Raw genomic sequence first — 16,696 nt, forward strand, 5'->3', positions numbered from 1 at the left:
GGGCGTGGAGTCAGTTCCGGTCCCCGGGATTCGCCCGTTCGGGCGCCACCGTGTCCGTGTGTCGCCGGGTGTCAGACCCGGACGCCGAACATGAACGGGCCACCGATGGTCGTCATCGACTCGTACCGGACGACCGTGCCGGTACGCGGGGCGTGCAGGATCTGGCCGCGGCCCGCGTAGAGGCCGACGTGGTGCAGGTCGTTGAAGAAGAAGACCAGGTCGCCGACCTTGAGGTCGCTCTGGTTGTAGATCCTCGTGCCGATCTGCGACTGCGCCTCGGAGGTGCGCGGGATGGAGACACCGGCCTGGGCGTAGGCCCAGGAGGTCAGGCCCGAGCAGTCGAAGGAGGAGGGGCCGGTGGCGCCGTAGACGTAGGGAGAGCCGAGCCGGGTCTGGGCGGCGGAGAAGGCCGCCTGGGCGAAACCGGAGCCGGGCGGGGTGTCGCCGAGGTCCACGCGCTCGGTGGAGGAGCGGTTGGCGCGCTGCTGCTCCTCGGCGAGCTGCGCCTTCTCCTTGGCGGTGAGGGAGTTCAGGAGCTTCTGCGCCTCGGCGAGCTTGCTCTGGACTTCCTTCTTCTTGTTGCCCAGCTCGGTGCGGGTGGCGGAGAGGTCCTTGAGCTTCTCCGTCGCCTCGGCCCGCTCCTGGGCGAGTTCGCGCTGTTTGTCCTGGATCTTCTTCAGCGCGTCGACCTGCTGGCTGCTCAACTGGTCGAGCGTGGACGCCTTGTCGAGGTAGTCGTCCGGGTTGGACGACAGGAAGAGCTGGACCGAGGCGTCGATGCCGCCGGAGCGGTACTGGGCGGTGGCCAGCGAACCCAGGCCGTCGCGCAGCTTGTTGAGCTCCTCCTGGCCGCGGGCGACGCTGTCCTGGATGGTGGAGATCTCCTTTTGCAGCTTCTGCTGCTTCTCCTTGGCGCCGTTGTACTTCTCGGTCGCCTGCTCGGCCTGCTCGTAGAGCTTGTCGACCTTCGCCTTGACCTCGTCCTTGCCGAGCTTCTCGCTCGGCGCGGCGTTGGCGGCGTTGGCGCTGAGCGCGACGGCAGCTGCGGCAGCGGTGGTGAGCACGGTCACACGGGTGCGGCTCGGCTGCTTGGGTCGACGGTGGGACGCCACGGAGGACGAACTCCTTCTTGTGAGTGATCACCCGTTCGGAGGTTCGAGCCCAGACCCTAGTGACCTCGTTGTGATCAGTTCAAATCCCACAGCGAAAAATCTCGTCACAGAGTGCATTCTTTGCACACAACTCACGTGCAGTGAGAGCCGGTTGACGCTACGTTGCGTGACGATACGGCCAATTCGGGCATCGGCTACGCCCGTTGGACCTTCAGGACAGTCGCTTCAGAAGCACCGCAGAGGCCACCGGTCGGGCACCCGCCTTCGCGACCCCGTCGGCCACCTCGCGGTCGGTGGAGGCGACGATGACCGGACGCCCCGGCGGCTCCGCGCGCACCAGCTGGCGGATCAGCTCGTCCGCCGTGACGCCCGGCTTGGAGAACAGCACCCGCACCCCGCGCGGCGGCGCGAGCAGCACCGGCGCGGCCAGTTCGGCGCCGTCGAAGACACACGTCACCTCGGCCCCGGTCTGCGCGGAGAGCGCGGAGAGCTGCCCCAGCAGCCGCAGCCGCTGCTTCTCCAGCGGCATCTGCGGATAGCCGGTCTTGGTCACGTTGTAGCCGTCGACGACCAGATGCGCCTGCGGCAGGGCGAGCAGTTGATCGAGAATGGCCGGATCGTTCTCCGACAGGGCGCGCGCCGCGATGTCCTTCGGCGTCATCCGGCCCGGTTCGACCGCGTCCACCGTCTCGGCCGGGCGCACGGACACCGGAGGCAGGGCCAGTTCGCGCCGCAGCCCCTGGGTCGCCTCCAGCAAGGTGTCGAGCAGCAGCCGTACCCGCATGTCCTCCACGCTGCGGCCCTCCCGGACCGCCCGTCGGGTGGCCTCCAGCGCGGCCTCGGCCTCGCCCAGGCGGGCCTTGAGCCGCCGGGACTCGCTCTCCGCGGCCGACACCTGCGCCTGCGCCTCGGCGCGTACGGCGTCCATCTCGCCCTGCGCCTTGCGCAGCGCGGCCTCGCCCCGCTTGACGTCGCTGAGGGCGGCGCGCAGCTTGCGGTGAAGCGATTCCGCTTCCCTCTTCGCCGATTCGAGCTCCGTGCGCAGCCGCTCGGTCTCGGCGCGGGTGTGGTCGCGGGCCTGCGCCAGCTCCGCGCGCAGCCGCTCCAGCTCGGCCCGGCTCTCCTCGTCGGCGCGCTCGGCGTGCGCGCGCTGGGCCTCCTCGCCGGCCGCGGTGACCAGCTTCACCCAGCCCGCCGGGCGCAGCACGTAGGCCGCGGCCGCCACGTCGAGCGGGTCCGCGGCCGGGGGCGGGGAGCCGGCGTCGAGGGCACCGGCGAGTTCCGGCTGCGCCTCTCTGAACCGCTCCCCGATCCGCTGCCGGAACACGGCATCGGTCTCCAGCGCCGCCGCCATCGCGTTCCCGGCGAACTTCGCCCGGCGATTGGGGGCGAACCGGGCGTACTGTCTGAGCTGGGCGGGCAGTTCGGCCACGGTCAGCCCGCCGAAGCCGTCCGACACGATCTGCACGACCCGCTTGCGCACGCCGTCGGGCAGCGGACGGTCAAGCACCTCGGCGGTGCCGTCGCCCGGCCCCCCGCCTGCGGTCTCCACCATCCGTCACACCCCAATACCGGAATAAGCCTCTCCGGGGGCCGCTCCGCTCAGGAGCCGGCGCCCGGCCTGTCCACGAGTTCCACCTGGTCCACCGCGTTGCACCAGCGGCAGCGCACCGATTCGATGGTCTCACTGACCACCTCGCGCTCCTCCACCGTCGGCTCGCCCGCCAGGTCGAGGTGGACGTACTCGACGACCTTGGACGAGCGGGTCACGTCGAAACGCGTGAGGTTGCCGCACAGGGTGCAACGCCATCGTGTCGTGGCCGTCGGCAGGGGAACCGTCATGGTGACTGTTCTCTTCCTTCTCGTGTCGGTCCGCGCCGTCCCCGACGCGTGTGGCCGTAACCCTACGGCCTGGCGGGTGCCCGCCGCCCGTCCGTCCACGGCGGCGAGGCGGTCTGTCAGCAAGCGTCCCGTTACGTCATGCTCTGTAGTCATGATCAGCACCTGGAGCACGGCGGCCGGCAGGACACTCAGAGCGGTCCGGGGCGCCTCGGCACCGGTGACGTACGGCCTCATCGTCGCGTGCGGTCTGGTCTTCGCCCTCGGCCCTGCCTCCGGGCTGGTCCCCGGGTACGGCTCCGGGGACGCGCTGCTCGCCGCGCAGCGGACGTACTTCCGGCACTGGGGCGTGGTCCCGGCCGAGCTGTTCGACGGTCCGGCCGGGGCCGCGCTCACCCCGGCCACCGCGCTGTTCGTGCACGGCAGCTGGGTGCACCTGCTCGGCAACATGCTCTTCCTCTTCGTCTTCGGGGTGATGACCGAGGAGCGGATGGGCCGGGTGGAGTTCACCCTGTTCTACGTCGGCTGCGGCTACCTCGCCCTGCTGGGGTACGCGGCGGCCAACGCGGCCTCCGAGCAGTCGCTGGTCGGCGCCTCCGGGGCGGTCTCGGCGGTCCTCGGAGCGTTCCTCTACCTTTTCCCCCGCGCCCGTGTGACCAGTCTCCTGCCCTTCCTGTTCTTCCTGCCGCTGCGCTTCCCGGCCTGGGTGGTGCTGCCGTCCTGGGCGGCCCTCCAGTGGCTGGCGGCGGGGCGCGCCTCCGACGGCCCCGGGGTGGCGTACCTGGCACACCTGGTGGGGTTCGGGCTGGGGTTCGGTTACGCGTGGGTGCGTTATGGCCGTACAGCTAGAGTGAAAGCCGCCGCAGCTCCGGTCACCGAGGGAGAGAGACAGCCGTGATCACCGCGATCGTCCTGATCAAGACCAGCGTGGACCGGATCCCCGAGATCGCGGAGCGGATCGCTTCGCTGGATTCGGTGAGCGAGGTGTTCTCCGTCACCGGTACGTACGACCTGATCGCGATGGTCCGGGTGCGGGAGCACGAGGATCTCGCCGAGATCATTCCGGGGCGGATCAGCAAGATCCCCGGGGTGGAGGCCACGGACACGCACGTCGCGTTCCGCACCTACTCCCAGCACGACCTGGAGGCCGCGTTCGCGATCGGCCTCGACAACTAGGACCAGGGGTAGCTAGGCGCTCACGTCCACCGCGGCGATCCCGGTGCCCGAGGGGACGTAGAGCCGGCCGCCGCGCACGACCGGGGTGTGCTGGTCGTCGCCCGCGTCCCGGCCCACGACCGCGTTCCAGCGCTTCTTCCCGTTCAGGTCCAGGGCGCAGACCTTCTCGCCCGCATGCGCGTACACGATGTCACCGGCCACCACCGCGCGGGGGTCCGCCGGGCCGCCCTCGAAGCCGTGCGTCCAGGCACGGGAGCCGTCGGCCGCCCGGACGGCGTACACGCCGCCCTGTTCGGTGCCGACGGCCAGGGTGCGACTGCCCCCGGTCAGCGTCCCGCCGTTGTCCTCCTGGCGCCACAGCCGGCGGCCGTCCGAGATGCGGAAGCCCTGGAGTTCGGCGGCGGAGTCCGTGAACACGGTGGTGCCCGCCAGGGCGACGGCGGTGGCGTCGGTGCCCGCGGGCACCTGCCACTTGCGCGAACCGTCCCGCGCGTCCAGCGCCAGCAGGACGTCGCCGTAGCTGCCCGTGCAGACCGTCCCGCCCGAGACCAGCGGGACGCCGGTGGGGCCGGCCAGGGTCTTGGCGGTCCACTTCTCGCTGCCGTCAGAGGCGTAGCAGCGCAGCCCGCCCGTGTTCGTGCCGCCGACGGAGACGAGGACGTCCTGGCCTAGCAGGACGGGGACGTCGTACCGCTGGTCGCCGAGGGTGCGGGTCCACAGCGGGCTGCCGGACGGGCTCACCGCGGTCAGCCGGCGCGAGTCCTCGGAGTGCAGGCCCACCACGCAGTACACGGCGTCCCGGGTGGCCACGGGCGTGGAGACGTCATCGCCGAGCCGGACCTTCCAGCGCTTGGAGCCGTCCCGGGAGATCGCGTGCAGCACACCGCCGGAGGTGCCCGCGTAGACGACGGAACCGTCCGGGGACAGCGCGCAGCAGGCCCCGTCCAGGCCGCCGATGCCACCGAGGTCGTACTGCCAGCGCAGCACCGCCGGCCCGCCCGTGCGGTGGGCCGACGGGACCGATGAGCTGTCGCTGCCGCCACCGCTCTCGGTACGGAACCCGTACTCCCACAGCCCGCCGCCGACCCCGGCCACGGCCACGGCGACGGCTCCCCCGGCGAGGGCCTTGAGGAGCCGGCGCCGGCCGGGAGCCACGGCACCCACGCGGCGGCCTGGGGCGCCGGAGTCGACGGAGGTGGCCGCCCCGGCCGAGCCGCCGGGGGTGACGGGAGTGACGGGGGTGACGGGGGTGACGGAATCGGTCGGGGCCGCCGGGCCCGCCGGGGTGGCGTGGTCCGCCGGGTCGGTCCAGGTGGCGCGGGTGGTCGAGTCCGCCGGGGTGGCGGGGTCGGTGGCGCGGGTGATCGAGTCCGCCGGGGTGGCGGGGTCGGTGGCGCGGGTGGTCGAGTCCGCCGGGGTGGCGGGGTCGGTGGCGGTGGGGTGGGGGGCCAGGTACTCCACGCCGCTGGGGCGGTCGTCCGGGGCGGGGCGGGGCCGGGACGCGGGGCCGTACCAGCCCGGGCGGACGGCGCCGCGCAGGGTGTCCGGGGCGAACCCGGCGCTCGCCACCACCTCCGCCGGCTCCGGGCGCTCCAGCGGGTCCTCGCGCAGACAGGCCGTGACCAGCGGGCGGACGTCCTCCGGCACGCCGGACAGGTCGAAGTCGCGGGTGAGGATGCGCAGCAGGACCACCGAGTCCTGGCCCTCCCCGAACGGCTCCCGGCCGGCCGCCGCGTACGCGAGGACCGCGCCGAGGGAGAAGACGTCGCTGGGCGGGCCGACCTGGCCGCCGTTGCGGATCTGCTCCGGCGAGACGTAGCCGACCGAGCCGACGACCGCGCCGGTGCGGGTCAGCGCGGTGGCCTCCAGCGCCCGGACGATCCCGAAGTCGATGACCCGGGGCCCGTCCGGGCCCAGCAGGATGTTCGACGGTTTCAGGTCCCGGTGGACCAGCCCCTTGGCGTGGATGGCCGCCAGTGCCTCGCCGAGCGCGGCGGCGAGGATCCGGACCGCGGGGCGCGGCAGCGCGCCGTGGTCCAGGACGGCGTCCCGCAGGTTGGGGCCGGGGACGAACTCCGTTGCCATCCAGGGCCGTTCGGCATCGGTGTCGGCGTCCACGACCCGTGCGGTGTAGGTGTCCGCGCCGCCGACGGTCTGGGCGGCGCGGACCTCGTGGCGGAAGCGGGCGCGGAAGGTGCGGTCCTCGGCGTGCTCGGCCCGTACGACCTTCACCGCGAGCCGCAGCCCGGTGCGGGACTCGGCGAGGTAGACCTCGCCCATGCCGCCCGCGCCCAGTCTGTGCGTGGTGGCGTACGGGCCGATGTGGCGCGGATCTGTGGCGCGCAGCGGCTGCACTCCGGGGTCCCCCTGTCCGACGTGGTGTCAAGGGGAGGTTATAGCGCCGTTCAGACCGCGGGCACGCAGCGGCCGTCCTCCGTGCGGTACTGCCACTTCGCGCCCTCCGCCACCAGTTCCCTGACGGCGTTGACGAAGCGTTCCACGTGCTCGTCCGGCGTGCCCGCGCCGAAGCTGACGCGGATGGCGTTGAGGGACTTCTCGCCCGGGGCCGCCTCGGGGGCGCCGCACTCGCCCTGGGTCTGCGGGTCGCTGCCGAGCAGGGTGCGGACCAGCGGGTGGGCGCAGAAGAGGCCGTCGCGGACGCCGATGCCGTACTCGGCGGAGAGCGCGGCGGCGAAGTGCGAGCTGTTCCAGCCCTCGACGACGAAGGAGATGACGCCGACGCGCGGGGCGTCGTCGCCGAAGAGGGACAGCACGCGCACCTCGGGCACCTCGGCCAGGCCCTCGCGGACCGTGGCGATCAGGTGCTGTTCGCGGGCGACGAGGGTGTCCCAGCCGGCCTCGGTGAGGGCCTTGCAGGCGGAGGCGATGGCGTAGGCGCCGATGACGTTCGGGGAGCCCGCCTCGTGCCGGGCCGCGGTCTCGTGCCACTCGACGGCCACGCCGCCGTCCTGGCGCCGGGTGACCTTGCGGCTGGCGCCGCCGCCCGCGAGGTACGGCTCGGCCGCCTGGAGCCAGTCGGCGCGGCCGGCCAGGACGCCGGAGCCGAAGGGGGCGTACAGCTTGTGGCCGGAGAAGGCGACCCAGTCGACGTCCAGGTCACGCAGGTCCACCGGGTGGTGCGGGGCCAGCTGGGCGGCGTCCAGGACGATGCGGGCGCCGTGGACGTGCGCGGCGGCGGCCAGTTCGCGCACCGGCCACAGCTCGCCGGTGACGTTGGAGGCGCCGGTGACGCAGACCAGGGCCGGGCCGTACGGGTCACGGCCGGCGAGGGCCCGCTCCAGGGTCTCCACGGCCTGCCGCGGGGTGCGCGGGGCGTCGAGGTAGGTGACCCGCGCGTCCTGCCAGGGCAGCAGGGAGGCGTGGTGCTCGGTCTCGAAGACGAAGACCTCGCAGTCGGCCGGGATCACCCGGGCCAGCAGGTTGAGGGAGTCGGTGGTCGAGCGGGTGAAGATCACCTGGTCGGCCGGGCGGCAGCCGAGGAACTCGGCGACCGTCTTGCGGGCGTTCTCGAACAGGTCGGTGGAGAGCTGGGAGAGGTAGCCGGCGCCGCGGTGGACACTGCCGTAGTACGGGGCGTACGCGGCGACGTCGTCCCAGACGCGCTGGAGGGCGGGGGCGCTGGCCGCGTAGTCCAGGGCGGCGTAGCTGACTTCGCCGCCGGTGACCAGCGGGACGGTGACATCTCGCCCCAGAACGGGCAGAGGGGTGCAAACGGACTGGTCGGCGGCAGCGGTGGAGACGGACATGGCGGAACTCCCGTGAGAGGAATGCGGAGAAGAGAGGAAAAGGGGTGTGCGGAGGCGGGGCTCTGCGGCCCTAACGCATTCGCTTGCTCACGGAGGACTCCCTCGGACGACCAGGACCCCTGGTGTGTGAGGGGTCCGCGCTTGCCGTAGGCCTTGCTGCCGTACGACCTGGTCTTCACCCGGGGCACCCCGCCACGGACGGAGGGTTGCCGGACAGTCGGCCGGGGCCTCATGACTGTCACTCATGACCTGGTACAGGAACGTACTGAAGTGATCGTCGTCCCGCAACCCGTGTCCGGATCGCGGGACGACTCCCGGGGGCGTCAGGCGTTGCTGACGGCCACCCAGCGGTCCAGGGTGCGCTTGGCCGCGCCCGAGTCGATCGACTCCGCGGCCCGCGCCATGCCCGCGCGGATCTGCTCGGTGAGCGGCGCGTCCGTCGGCTCCAGGGCCACCAGCGCCGCCGCCGAGTTCAGCAGCACGGCGTCCCGTACGGCCCCCCTCTCGCCGTCCAGCAGCCGACGGGCGACCTCGGCGTTGTAGGAGGCGTCGGCACCGCGCAGGGCGTCCACGGGGACGAGGTCGATGCCGGCCTCGCGCGGGTCGAAGACCTCCTCCGTGACCTTGCCGTCCCGGACCACCCACACCCGGGAGGTGGCGGTGACGGTCAGCTCGTCCAGGCCGTCGTCGCCCCGGAAGACCAGCGCGGAGTTGCCGCGCTCCGCGAGGACACCGGCGACGATCGGCGCCATGCGGGGATCCGCGACCCCGACGGCCTGCGACCGCACCTGCGCGGGGTTGGTCAGCGGGCCCAGCACGTTGAAGGTGGTCCGGATGCCCAACTGGCCGCGCGCGGCGGCGACATGACGCAGGGACGGGTGGAACCGCACCGCGAAGCAGATGGTGATGCCGGCCTCCTCGGCCACCTCGGCCACCCGCTGCGGGGTCAGGTTGAGGTTGACGCCCAGCTTCTCCAGGACGTCGGAGGAGCCGGAGGCGGAGGACGCGGCGCGGTTGCCGTGCTTGACGACCTTCGCCCCCGCGCCCGCGACGACGATCGAGGACATGGTGGAGATGTTCACCGTCTTCGCTCCGTCGCCGCCGGTGCCGACGATGTCCACGGCCGGGCCGGGCACCTCGATGACGTTCGCGTGCGCGTACATCGTCCGGACCAGTCCGGTGATCTCCTGGACCGTCTCGCCCTTGGCCCGCAGCGCCACCATGAACCCGGCGATCTGCGCGTCGGTCGCCTCCCCGCGCATGATCAGGTCCATCGCCCAGGCGGTGTCGTCGGCGGACAGGTCCCGGCCGTCCAGCAGACCGTTCAGCAGGGCGGGCCAGGAGCGGCCCGCCGCGGTGTCGCCTCCAGCGGGGGTCACAGCGCTCATCAGCCGCTCCTTGAACAGGTTCCTGCTACGTCGTACACCACCCTATCCAGCCGGGCGGCACGGCGAAGGGCCCCGTCCGCGTTGCGGACGGGGCCCTTCGGCGTGGCGTGGCGACGCGGGGATCAGTGGTGGCCGTGGCCGCTCGTGATCTCCTTGTACTCCTCGACGGTCGGCTTCGGGATCTGGTTGTCCTCGCCGAAGTAGGCGTTGGACAGCTTCGTCCGCAGCTTCTCCGAGGCCGGGACCTTGCGCTCGACCCCGTTCTCGTCGACCGTCGGACCGATCTCGGCCGGCTGGTACTGATGGTGCGAGGTGAGCGTGTGCAGCTGCTCCTGGCTGAGCGGCTCGTGCACCTCGATGAACTCACCGTGCGGCAGCCGCTTGATGATGCCGGTCTCGCGGCCGTGCAGCACCTTGTCGCGGTCGCGGCGCTGGAGACCCAGGCAGATCCGCTTGGTGGCGATGAAGGCGAGGACCGGGCCCACGAAGTAGGCGATCCGGACGAACCAGGTGACCGCGTTGATCGACAGGTGGAAGTGCGTGGCGAAGATGTCGTTGCCGCCACCGATCAGCATCACGAAGTACACGGTCAGCCAGGCGACACCGAACGCCGTACGCGTCGGGGCGTTGCGCGGGCGGTCCAGGATGTGGTGCTCGCGCTTGTCGCCGGTGACCCAGGCCTCGATGAACGGGTACACCGCGATCGCGCCGAGGATCACGCCGAACAGCACCAGCGGGATGAACACGCCCAGGACCAGCGTGTGGCCCCAGAAGTTGATCTCCCAGCCCGGCATGGCGCGGATCAGGCCCTCGGCCATACCCATGTACCAGTCCGGCTGGGCGCCGGTGGACACCTGGTCCGGACGGTAGGGGCCGATGGCCCAGATCGGGTTGATCTGCGCGACGGCCGCGAGGGCCGCGAGCGCACCGAAGACCAGGAAGAAGAAGCCGCCGGCCTTCGCCATGTACACCGGCAGCAGCGGCATGCCGACGACGTTCTTGTTCGTCTTGCCGGGACCCGCGAACTGCGTGTGCTTGTGGTAGAAGACCAGGATCAGGTGGCCCACCACCAGGCCCAGCATGATGCCCGGCAGCAGCAGGATGTGGATCGAGTAGAAGCGGGCCACGAAGTCGCCGCCCGGGAACTCGCCGCCGAAGAGGAAGAACGAGATGTACGTGCCGACGATCGGCACGGACAGGATCGCGCCCTCCATGAAGCGGACACCGGTGCCGGAGAGCAGGTCGTCCGGGAGCGAGTAACCGGTGAAACCGGTGAACATGCCCAGGACGAACAGCAGGAAGCCGAACAGCCAGTTGATCTCACGCGGCTTGCGGAACGCGCCGGTGAAGAACACGCGCATCATGTGCACGAACATGCCGGCGATGAAGACGACCGCGCCCCAGTGGTGGATCTGCCGGATGAGCAGACCACCGCGCACGTCGAAGGAGATGTGCAGGGTCGAGCTGAACGCCTCGGACATCAGCTGTCCCTGGAGCGGGACGTAGGAGCCGTGGTACTCCACCTCGTTCATCGACGGGTGGAAGAACAGCGTCAGGTAGACACCCGTCAGGATGATGATGATGAAGCTGTAGAGGCAGACCTCACCCAACATGAACGACCAGTGGTCGGGGAAGATCTTGCGCATGTTGGCCTTGGCGAGGGAGTAGATCCCGAGCCGGCCGTCGGCCCAGTCGGCGAGACGCTCGCCGGCCGGTGCCTTCCCGCGGGGGCGGGAGGTCTCGTTCGCTGAAGTACTCATCCGCGCTCCCAGAATGCAGGACCGACGGGCTCCTCGAAGTCGCCGAGCGCCTGGAGGTAACCCTCACTGTCCACACCGATGCGCAGCTGCGGCAGGGCGTGGCCGGCGGGACCGAAGATCACTCGGGCGCCGTCGGAGAGGTCGAAGGTGGACTGGTGGCACGGGCACAGCACGTGGTGCGTCTGCTGCTCGTACAGGGAGATCGGGCAGCCGACGTGGGTGCAGATCTTCGAGTAGGCGACGATGCCCTCGTGCGACCACTCCAGCTCGCGCTTGTCCTTGATGTTGCCCGGCTGGAGCCGGACGATCATCAGGGCGGCCTTGGCGATCTCCGTCTGGAACTCCTCGGAGTGCTCCTCCAGGCCGTCCGGCTTGGCGAAGGTGAGGGAGCCGACGGCGACGTCCTCGGGACGCAGCGGCTGGTTCGTGTTCATGTTGACCAGGCGCTTGCCCTTGGCCCAGATGGTGTGGCGGAGCTTGGTCCCCGGCGCCGGGCCGAGACCGCCGAGCAGCATGACACCGGAGAGCGGCACCAGGGCCAGCGCGCCGAACATCGTGTTGCGGATCAGCTTGCGGCGGCCGAGCGCCGACTCCTTGGCGCCCTGGCGGAAGTCCGCGTGGACCTTCGCCCGGACGTCGGAGGGAGCCTCGATCGCGTGCCGGTCGTCGGCGACCTCCTCGTCGGACATCAGGGTGCGGGCCCAGTGGACCGCGCCCGCGCCGATGCAGAACAGCGCCACACCGAGGGTCAGGCCGAGCGCGAAGTTCATCGCGCTGATGTGCCCGATCGGGAAGACGAAGATCTGCTTGTCGTTCGGGATGGCCAGGTACGCGACGATGAAGCCGATGGTGGCCAGCATCGACACCGTGAACAGCAGGGCCACCACGCGCTCGGACCGCTTGGCGGCCCGCTCGTCGATGTCCTGGATCCGGTGCTCGTGCGGCGGCAGCCCCGGGTCCGCGAACGGGTTCTCCTCGTCCGCGATCCCTACCGCGCCGTGCGCGTGGTCCTGCTCAGCAGGCAGGTTCTCTTCTGGAATGTCTTGGCTACTCATGACTTCTTGGCCTTTGCGGTCCGAGCGGCGACCCAGACGGCGACCACGATGAGCGTGCCGAGGCCGAAGATCCAGCCGAACAGACCCTCACTGACCGGCCCGAGGCCGCCCAGCTCCAGACCACCCGGGTTCTCGGTCTTGTCGCCGTTGACCGCGTTGAGGTACGCGATGATGTCCTTCTTGTTCTTCTCCGACAGCGTGGTGTCGGGGAAGGACGGCATGTTCTGCGGGCCCGTCTGCATGGCCTCGTAGATGTGCTTCGGAGCGACACCCTCCAGGTCCGGCGCGAACTTGCCCTTGGTCAGGGCACCGCCCTTGCCGGTGAAGTTGTGGCACTGCGCGCAGTTGGTGCGGAACAGCTCGCCGCCCTTGGCGATGTCCGCGCCCGCGGGGCCGTACTGCTGCTTCGTGGGCACACTCGGGCCGGCGCCCAGCGAGGCGACGTACGCGGCGAGCTGGTCGATCTGGGCCTGCGAGTAGATGTTCTTCTTGCGCGGGACCTGGGCGCCCTGCGAGGTGGCGGCGGGCATACGGCCGGTGCCGACCTGGAAGTCGACGGCCGCGGCGCCCACGCCGACGAGGCTCGGGCCGTCGGAGGAGCCCTGGCCACCGGTGCCGTGGCAGCTGGCGCAGCCGACCTCGTAGAGCTTCTTGCCCTCCTTGATGGTCAGGGACTGGGAGGTTTCATCGGCCTGCGCCTTGCCCGCGGGCGCGAACGCGGCGTACAGCCCCCCAGTGGCCGCCAGCGCGAGGAGTAGGACGACGACCGCCGCCAGCGGATGGCGTCGTCGTACGGAGAGCTTTTTCACGGATTACCCCGGTGTCAGGATCTTCTGCGTCGGTGCTTCTGGATGTGCGGGAGTGGTCCCGGCTACTTGATCAGGTAGATCGTGGCGAAGAGGCCGATCCAGACGACATCGACGAAGTGCCAGTAGTAGGACACGACGATGGCGGCGGTCGCCTGCTCGTGAGTGAACCTCTTGGCCATGTAGGTGCGGCCGAGGACCAGCAGGAAGGCGATGAGACCGCCCGTCACGTGCAGGCCGTGGAAGCCGGTGGTCAGGTAGAACACCGAGCCGTACGGGTCGGAGGACAGCGAGATGCCGTCCTTCTTCACCAGCTCCGTGTACTCGTAGATCTGACCGCCGATGAAGATCGCACCCATGATGAAGGTGAGGATGAACCAGCCACGGAGCTTCTTCACATCGCCGCGCTCGGCCGCGAACACGCCGAGCTGGCAGGTGAGGGAGGAGAGCACCAGGATCGTGGTGTTCGTGGCGGAGAAGGGCACGTTGAGTGCCTCCGCCATCTCCTTCCAGTGAGCTGGTCCGGTCACCGACCGGAGGGTGAAGTACATCGCGAAGAGGGCCGCGAAGAACATCAGCTCGGAACTCAGCCAGATGATGGTTCCGACGCTGGTGAGGTTCGGCCGGTTGACCGACGGGTGCGCGTGCCCGGTTTCTACTGTCGTTGCTGTCGCCACGACCGACATTATGTCGGTCGCTTATCTCGCGCTCACTCCGGGGGGTGCCGTTCGGAGTGTTGCCACCCGCCGGACCGGTGTTGACGTGGTGTTCACGGGGACGATGGCGGGAGTAACATCCGCCGGAACGGGCCCGCCCGTCCTGTCCGTACGACGCTGACGTCTCGGAGGAACAATGCAGCCGACCGCCACGGTGCTGGTCTACAGCGACGACTCCAACACCCGCGAGCAAGTACGGCTGGCGGCCGGGCGTCGGCCGGCGCCCGACGTCCCCCTCGTCGAGTTCGTGGAGTGTGCGACTCCGCAGGCGGTGCTGCGCGAGCTGGACAAGGGCGGCATCGACGTCTGCGTGCTCGACGGCGAGGCCGTGCCGATGGGCGGCATGGGAGTGTGCCGGCAGATCAAGGACGAGGTGTTCAACTGTCCGCCGGTGCTGCTGCTCATGGGACGGCCGCAGGACGCGTGGCTGGCCACGTGGAGCCGGGCCGACGCGGCGGTCACCCTGCCGGTGGATCCGGTGGAGTTCGCCTCCTCCCTGGCCTCTCTGCTGCGTCAGCGGCGCCTGGTGGGCGCCTAGCGGGGCGGGGCGCCGGGTTCCTGGGCGAGTGCGGGCCGGTCGGTCCTCCTCGCGCAGTTCCCCGCGCCCCTTCATCACGCCGCCGCCGGCTGGACGCGTAGCGCGTCCCCCGGGGCCGGGCCGTCCGGTTTGCCGTTGAAGAGGGCGCTGCCCTGACGCCACTTCTGCCAGTCGACGTTCCAGTCGCCGAAGCCGTTGCCGAAGGGTTCCATGTCGTCGCCGTTGGAGTTGACGACCTTGACGATGTCGCCCTCGCGGACGGTGTCGAAGAACCACTCGGCGTTGGACGTGCTCATCCCGGTGCAGCCGTGGCTGACGTTGGCGTACCCCTGGGAGCCCACCGACCAGGGGGCGGCGTGGACGTACTCGCCGGACCAGGTGACCCGGGTGGCGTAGTAGACCGGCAGGTCGTAGGAGTCGGAGCTGCCCTCGGCGATGCCGACCGTGGTGCCGCGCATGCGTACGAAGTACTGCTTGGCCAGGACGACCTTGACGCCGTTGCGGGTCTCGAAGCCGGGCTTGCCCGTCGTGATGGGGATCTGGTTGATCTCCCGGCCGTTCTTGTAGACCGTCATCTGGTGCGTGGCGGCGTCCGTGAGGGCCTCGATCCTGTCACCGGTGGTGATCTTCAGCGGCTTGGCCGTGCCGCCCCACAGCCGGTCGCCGATCTTGACGCCCTCCAGGTTGCTGTGCACCTGGATGGTGGCGTGAGCGGGCCAGTAGTCCTTGGGCCGGTAGTGGAGTTCCTTGTTGTCGACCCAGTGCCAGGCGCCCTGCACGGCCGGCGCGGAGTCCACCCGGAGGGCCTGTTCCACGACGGCGCGCTGCGCCTTGTCCTTGATCTCGTGGTCGAGTTGGGCCGTGATCGGCTGGCCGACGCCGTAGGTGCCCTTCTCCGGCCCGAACGTGACGTTCAGGCGCTGCTTGGTGGTCGGCTGACTGGTGTCGAACGTGAAGACCTTGCGGCCGGGCGCGCCCTTCTCGTCCTCGGTGCTCACCGTGACCGTGTAGTGGGCGTTGGCGGCCAGCGGGGAGGTGCTGTGCCAGCGGCTGCCGTCGGCGGCGAGTTCGCCCGCCACATGGCGCCCTGTGGAGTCCTGGGCGGTGACGTCCGTGATACGGCCCTCGTCGCCGTCGGCGGTCACCTCCAGGGGCTTGTCCGGGTCGGCCCGCTTCCCCGCTTCGGTGGGGCCGTTGAAGGAGATCAGGCCCGCTGCGTCGTACGGCTTGGCCGACAAGGGGTTGCCGTCCGAACCGCAAGCGGTGACGCCCGCGCCGAGGGCGGTCACCAGCAGCGCGCAGCTGACGACGGTGCGGGTCCGCGGAGTGTGGTTCATATGATCACGCTATGAGATGAAGAGCTCACTGGCATGGCAGGTAACTCGTACGAGCGAACGACACTGCGCCAGAAGAAGGACACCGCGGAGGGCGCGCGCGGGACACGCCGGGAGCAGCCGGAAACGCCGGGAGCCCGGACTCCCCTGACGGGGGGTCCGGGCTCCCGGCGTATTGCCGAGCGTTCTACTGGGTGCGGTTCTCACCGTGGTAGTACTCGAACACCCAGCCGAAGATGCCGACCACGATGAACGGGGCGGCGAAGTAGATCAGCCACCAGCCGATCGCGATGCTGAGGAAGGCGACGGCGCCGCCGAAGCCCAGCATGAGCGGCTGCCAGCTGTGCGGGCTGAAGAAGCCCAGCTCGCCCGCGTCGTCCGCGACGTCGGCCTCCTTGTCGTCCTGGGCGCCCGCGTCGACCCGCCGGGCCGTGAAGCCCAGGTAGAAGCCGATCATGACGCTCAGGCCGAAGGCCAGGAAGAGCGCGGTGGTACCGGCCGGCTCCTTCGACCACACGCCATACACGATGGCCATGATCAGGATGAAGACGCTCAGCCAGATGAACATCCGACCCTGGATCTTCACTTGCCGGCCTCCTTGCTGCCCGCGACGGCGGTGCCGTGACCGGCGTGCTCAAGCTGTTCGAGCGCGGCGATCTCAGGGTGGTGCAGGTCGAACGCCGGGGATTCGCTGCGGATCCGCGGCAGGGTGAGGAAGTTGTGCCGGGGCGGCGGGCAGGAAGTCGCCCACTCCAGCGAGCGGCCGTAGCCCCACGGGTCGTCCACGCCGACCGGCTTGCCGTACTTGGCCGTCTTCCAGACGTTGTAGAGGAACGGCAGGATCGACAGGCCGAGCAGGAAGGAGCTGATGGTCGACACCGTGTTCAGCGCGGTGAAGCCGTCGGCGGCCAGGTAGTCGGCGTACCGGCGCGGCATGCCCTCGGCGCCCAGCCAGTGCTGGACCAGGAAGGTGCCGTGGAAGCCGATGAACAGCGTCCAGAAGGTGATCTTGCCGAGACGCTCGTCGAGCATCTTGCCGGTCCACTTCGGCCACCAGAAGTGGAAGCCGGAGAACATCGCGAAGACGACCGTACCGAAGACCACGTAGTGGAAGTGGGCCACCACGAAGTACGAGTCGGAGACGTGGAAGTCCATGGGCGGCGAGGCCAGGATGACACCGGTCAGACCACCGAACGTGAAGGTGA

Annotated in this window: 16 protein-coding genes and 1 riboswitch; of the genes, 3 read left to right on the forward strand and 13 right to left on the reverse strand. The window is 70.3% G+C overall.

Features of this window, described 5'->3' with window-relative positions; translation table 11 throughout:
* Positions 1–71 precede the first annotated feature (71 nt).
* The 3 genes from IE273_RS15215 to IE273_RS15225 all read right to left on the reverse strand — a co-directional run bounded on the left by IE273_RS15215 (position 72) and on the right by IE273_RS15225 (position 2,954).
* Positions 72–1,112: a C40 family peptidase gene (locus IE273_RS15215; protein WP_189815690.1), complete on the reverse strand. Its 1,041-nt coding sequence runs from the start codon at positions 1,110–1,112 to the stop codon at positions 72–74.
* Positions 1,113–1,323: 211 nt separating this feature from the next.
* A complete protein-coding gene (locus IE273_RS15220) occupies positions 1,324–2,667 on the reverse strand; it encodes an NYN domain-containing protein (protein WP_189815691.1) in 1,344 nt (447 codons plus the stop codon).
* Positions 2,668–2,714: 47 nt separating this feature from the next.
* Positions 2,715–2,954 carry a hypothetical protein gene (locus tag IE273_RS15225; RefSeq protein WP_014672226.1) on the reverse strand — a complete coding sequence of 80 codons (240 nt, stop codon included), beginning with the start codon at positions 2,952–2,954 and terminating at the stop codon, positions 2,715–2,717.
* A 151-nt stretch (positions 2,955–3,105) separates the two neighbouring features.
* Here IE273_RS15225 and IE273_RS15230 point away from each other — a divergent pair, with 151 nt between their 5' ends.
* Both IE273_RS15230 and IE273_RS15235 read left to right on the forward strand, forming a co-directional pair.
* Entirely contained in the window at positions 3,106–3,849 is a 744-nt protein-coding gene (locus IE273_RS15230; RefSeq protein ID WP_189815692.1) for a rhomboid family intramembrane serine protease, read from the forward strand.
* Complete coding sequence (locus IE273_RS15235; protein WP_014672228.1) at positions 3,846–4,127, forward strand: Lrp/AsnC family transcriptional regulator; 282 nt, start codon at positions 3,846–3,848, stop codon at positions 4,125–4,127. Before IE273_RS15230 ends, IE273_RS15235 begins: the two co-directional genes overlap by 4 nt.
* 12 nt (positions 4,128–4,139) lie before the next feature.
* On the opposite strand, the gene IE273_RS15240 is transcribed toward IE273_RS15235, so the two are convergent.
* The 7 genes from IE273_RS15240 to ctaE all read right to left on the reverse strand — a co-directional run bounded on the left by IE273_RS15240 (position 4,140) and on the right by ctaE (position 13,589).
* Positions 4,140–6,482: a serine/threonine-protein kinase gene (locus IE273_RS15240; RefSeq protein WP_189815693.1), complete on the reverse strand. Its 2,343-nt coding sequence runs from the start codon at positions 6,480–6,482 to the stop codon at positions 4,140–4,142.
* A gap of 50 nt (positions 6,483–6,532) precedes the next feature.
* Positions 6,533–7,894, reverse strand: a complete 1,362-nt coding sequence (locus tag IE273_RS15245) for an aminotransferase class V-fold PLP-dependent enzyme (RefSeq protein WP_189815694.1) — start codon at positions 7,892–7,894, stop codon at positions 6,533–6,535.
* Between the two features lie 132 nt (positions 7,895–8,026).
* Positions 8,027–8,144, reverse strand: a riboswitch (SAM riboswitch).
* Positions 8,145–8,217: 73 nt separating this feature from the next.
* Positions 8,218–9,282 (reverse strand): anthranilate phosphoribosyltransferase, encoded by a 1,065-nt coding sequence (gene trpD, locus IE273_RS15250; RefSeq protein WP_189815695.1) that lies wholly within the window; start codon positions 9,280–9,282, stop codon positions 8,218–8,220.
* 122 nt (positions 9,283–9,404) lie between these two features.
* On the reverse strand, positions 9,405–11,042 hold the full coding sequence (qcrB, locus tag IE273_RS15255; RefSeq protein ID WP_189815696.1) for a cytochrome bc1 complex cytochrome b subunit: 1,638 nt from the start codon (positions 11,040–11,042) through the stop codon (positions 9,405–9,407).
* Positions 11,039–12,097: a cytochrome bc1 complex Rieske iron-sulfur subunit gene (gene qcrA / locus IE273_RS15260; protein WP_189815697.1), complete on the reverse strand. Its 1,059-nt coding sequence runs from the start codon at positions 12,095–12,097 to the stop codon at positions 11,039–11,041. Before qcrA ends, qcrB begins: the two co-directional genes overlap by 4 nt.
* On the reverse strand, positions 12,094–12,906 hold the full coding sequence (gene qcrC, locus IE273_RS15265; protein ID WP_189815698.1) for a cytochrome bc1 complex diheme cytochrome c subunit: 813 nt from the start codon (positions 12,904–12,906) through the stop codon (positions 12,094–12,096). Before qcrC ends, qcrA begins: the two co-directional genes overlap by 4 nt.
* A gap of 62 nt (positions 12,907–12,968) precedes the next feature.
* Positions 12,969–13,589: an aa3-type cytochrome oxidase subunit III gene (gene ctaE / locus IE273_RS15270; RefSeq protein ID WP_014672235.1), complete on the reverse strand. Its 621-nt coding sequence runs from the start codon at positions 13,587–13,589 to the stop codon at positions 12,969–12,971.
* Between the two features lie 166 nt (positions 13,590–13,755).
* On the opposite strand from ctaE, the gene IE273_RS15275 reads away from it, so the two are divergent.
* Positions 13,756–14,157, forward strand: a complete 402-nt coding sequence (locus IE273_RS15275; protein ID WP_014672236.1) for a response regulator — start codon at positions 13,756–13,758, stop codon at positions 14,155–14,157.
* Between the two features lie 74 nt (positions 14,158–14,231).
* Here the strand turns inward: IE273_RS15275 and IE273_RS15280 are convergent, their stop codons facing one another.
* From IE273_RS15280 to IE273_RS15290, 3 genes are all read right to left on the reverse strand, one after another.
* Positions 14,232–15,494 (reverse strand): L,D-transpeptidase, encoded by a 1,263-nt coding sequence (locus tag IE273_RS15280; RefSeq protein ID WP_189815699.1) that lies wholly within the window; start codon positions 15,492–15,494, stop codon positions 14,232–14,234.
* 184 nt (positions 15,495–15,678) lie between these two features.
* Positions 15,679–16,077, reverse strand: coding sequence for a cytochrome c oxidase subunit 4 (locus IE273_RS15285; RefSeq protein WP_014672238.1), 399 nt, complete (start codon positions 16,075–16,077; stop codon positions 15,679–15,681).
* Positions 16,074–16,696: cytochrome c oxidase subunit I (locus IE273_RS15290; RefSeq protein ID WP_189815700.1), on the reverse strand; the 623-nt coding region annotated here is incomplete at its 5' end. The genes IE273_RS15290 and IE273_RS15285, both read right to left, overlap by 4 nt.

It is taken from the genome of Streptomyces olivaceoviridis, assembly GCF_014650115.1.
GTDB lineage: Bacteria > Actinomycetota > Actinomycetes > Streptomycetales > Streptomycetaceae > Streptomyces > Streptomyces olivaceoviridis.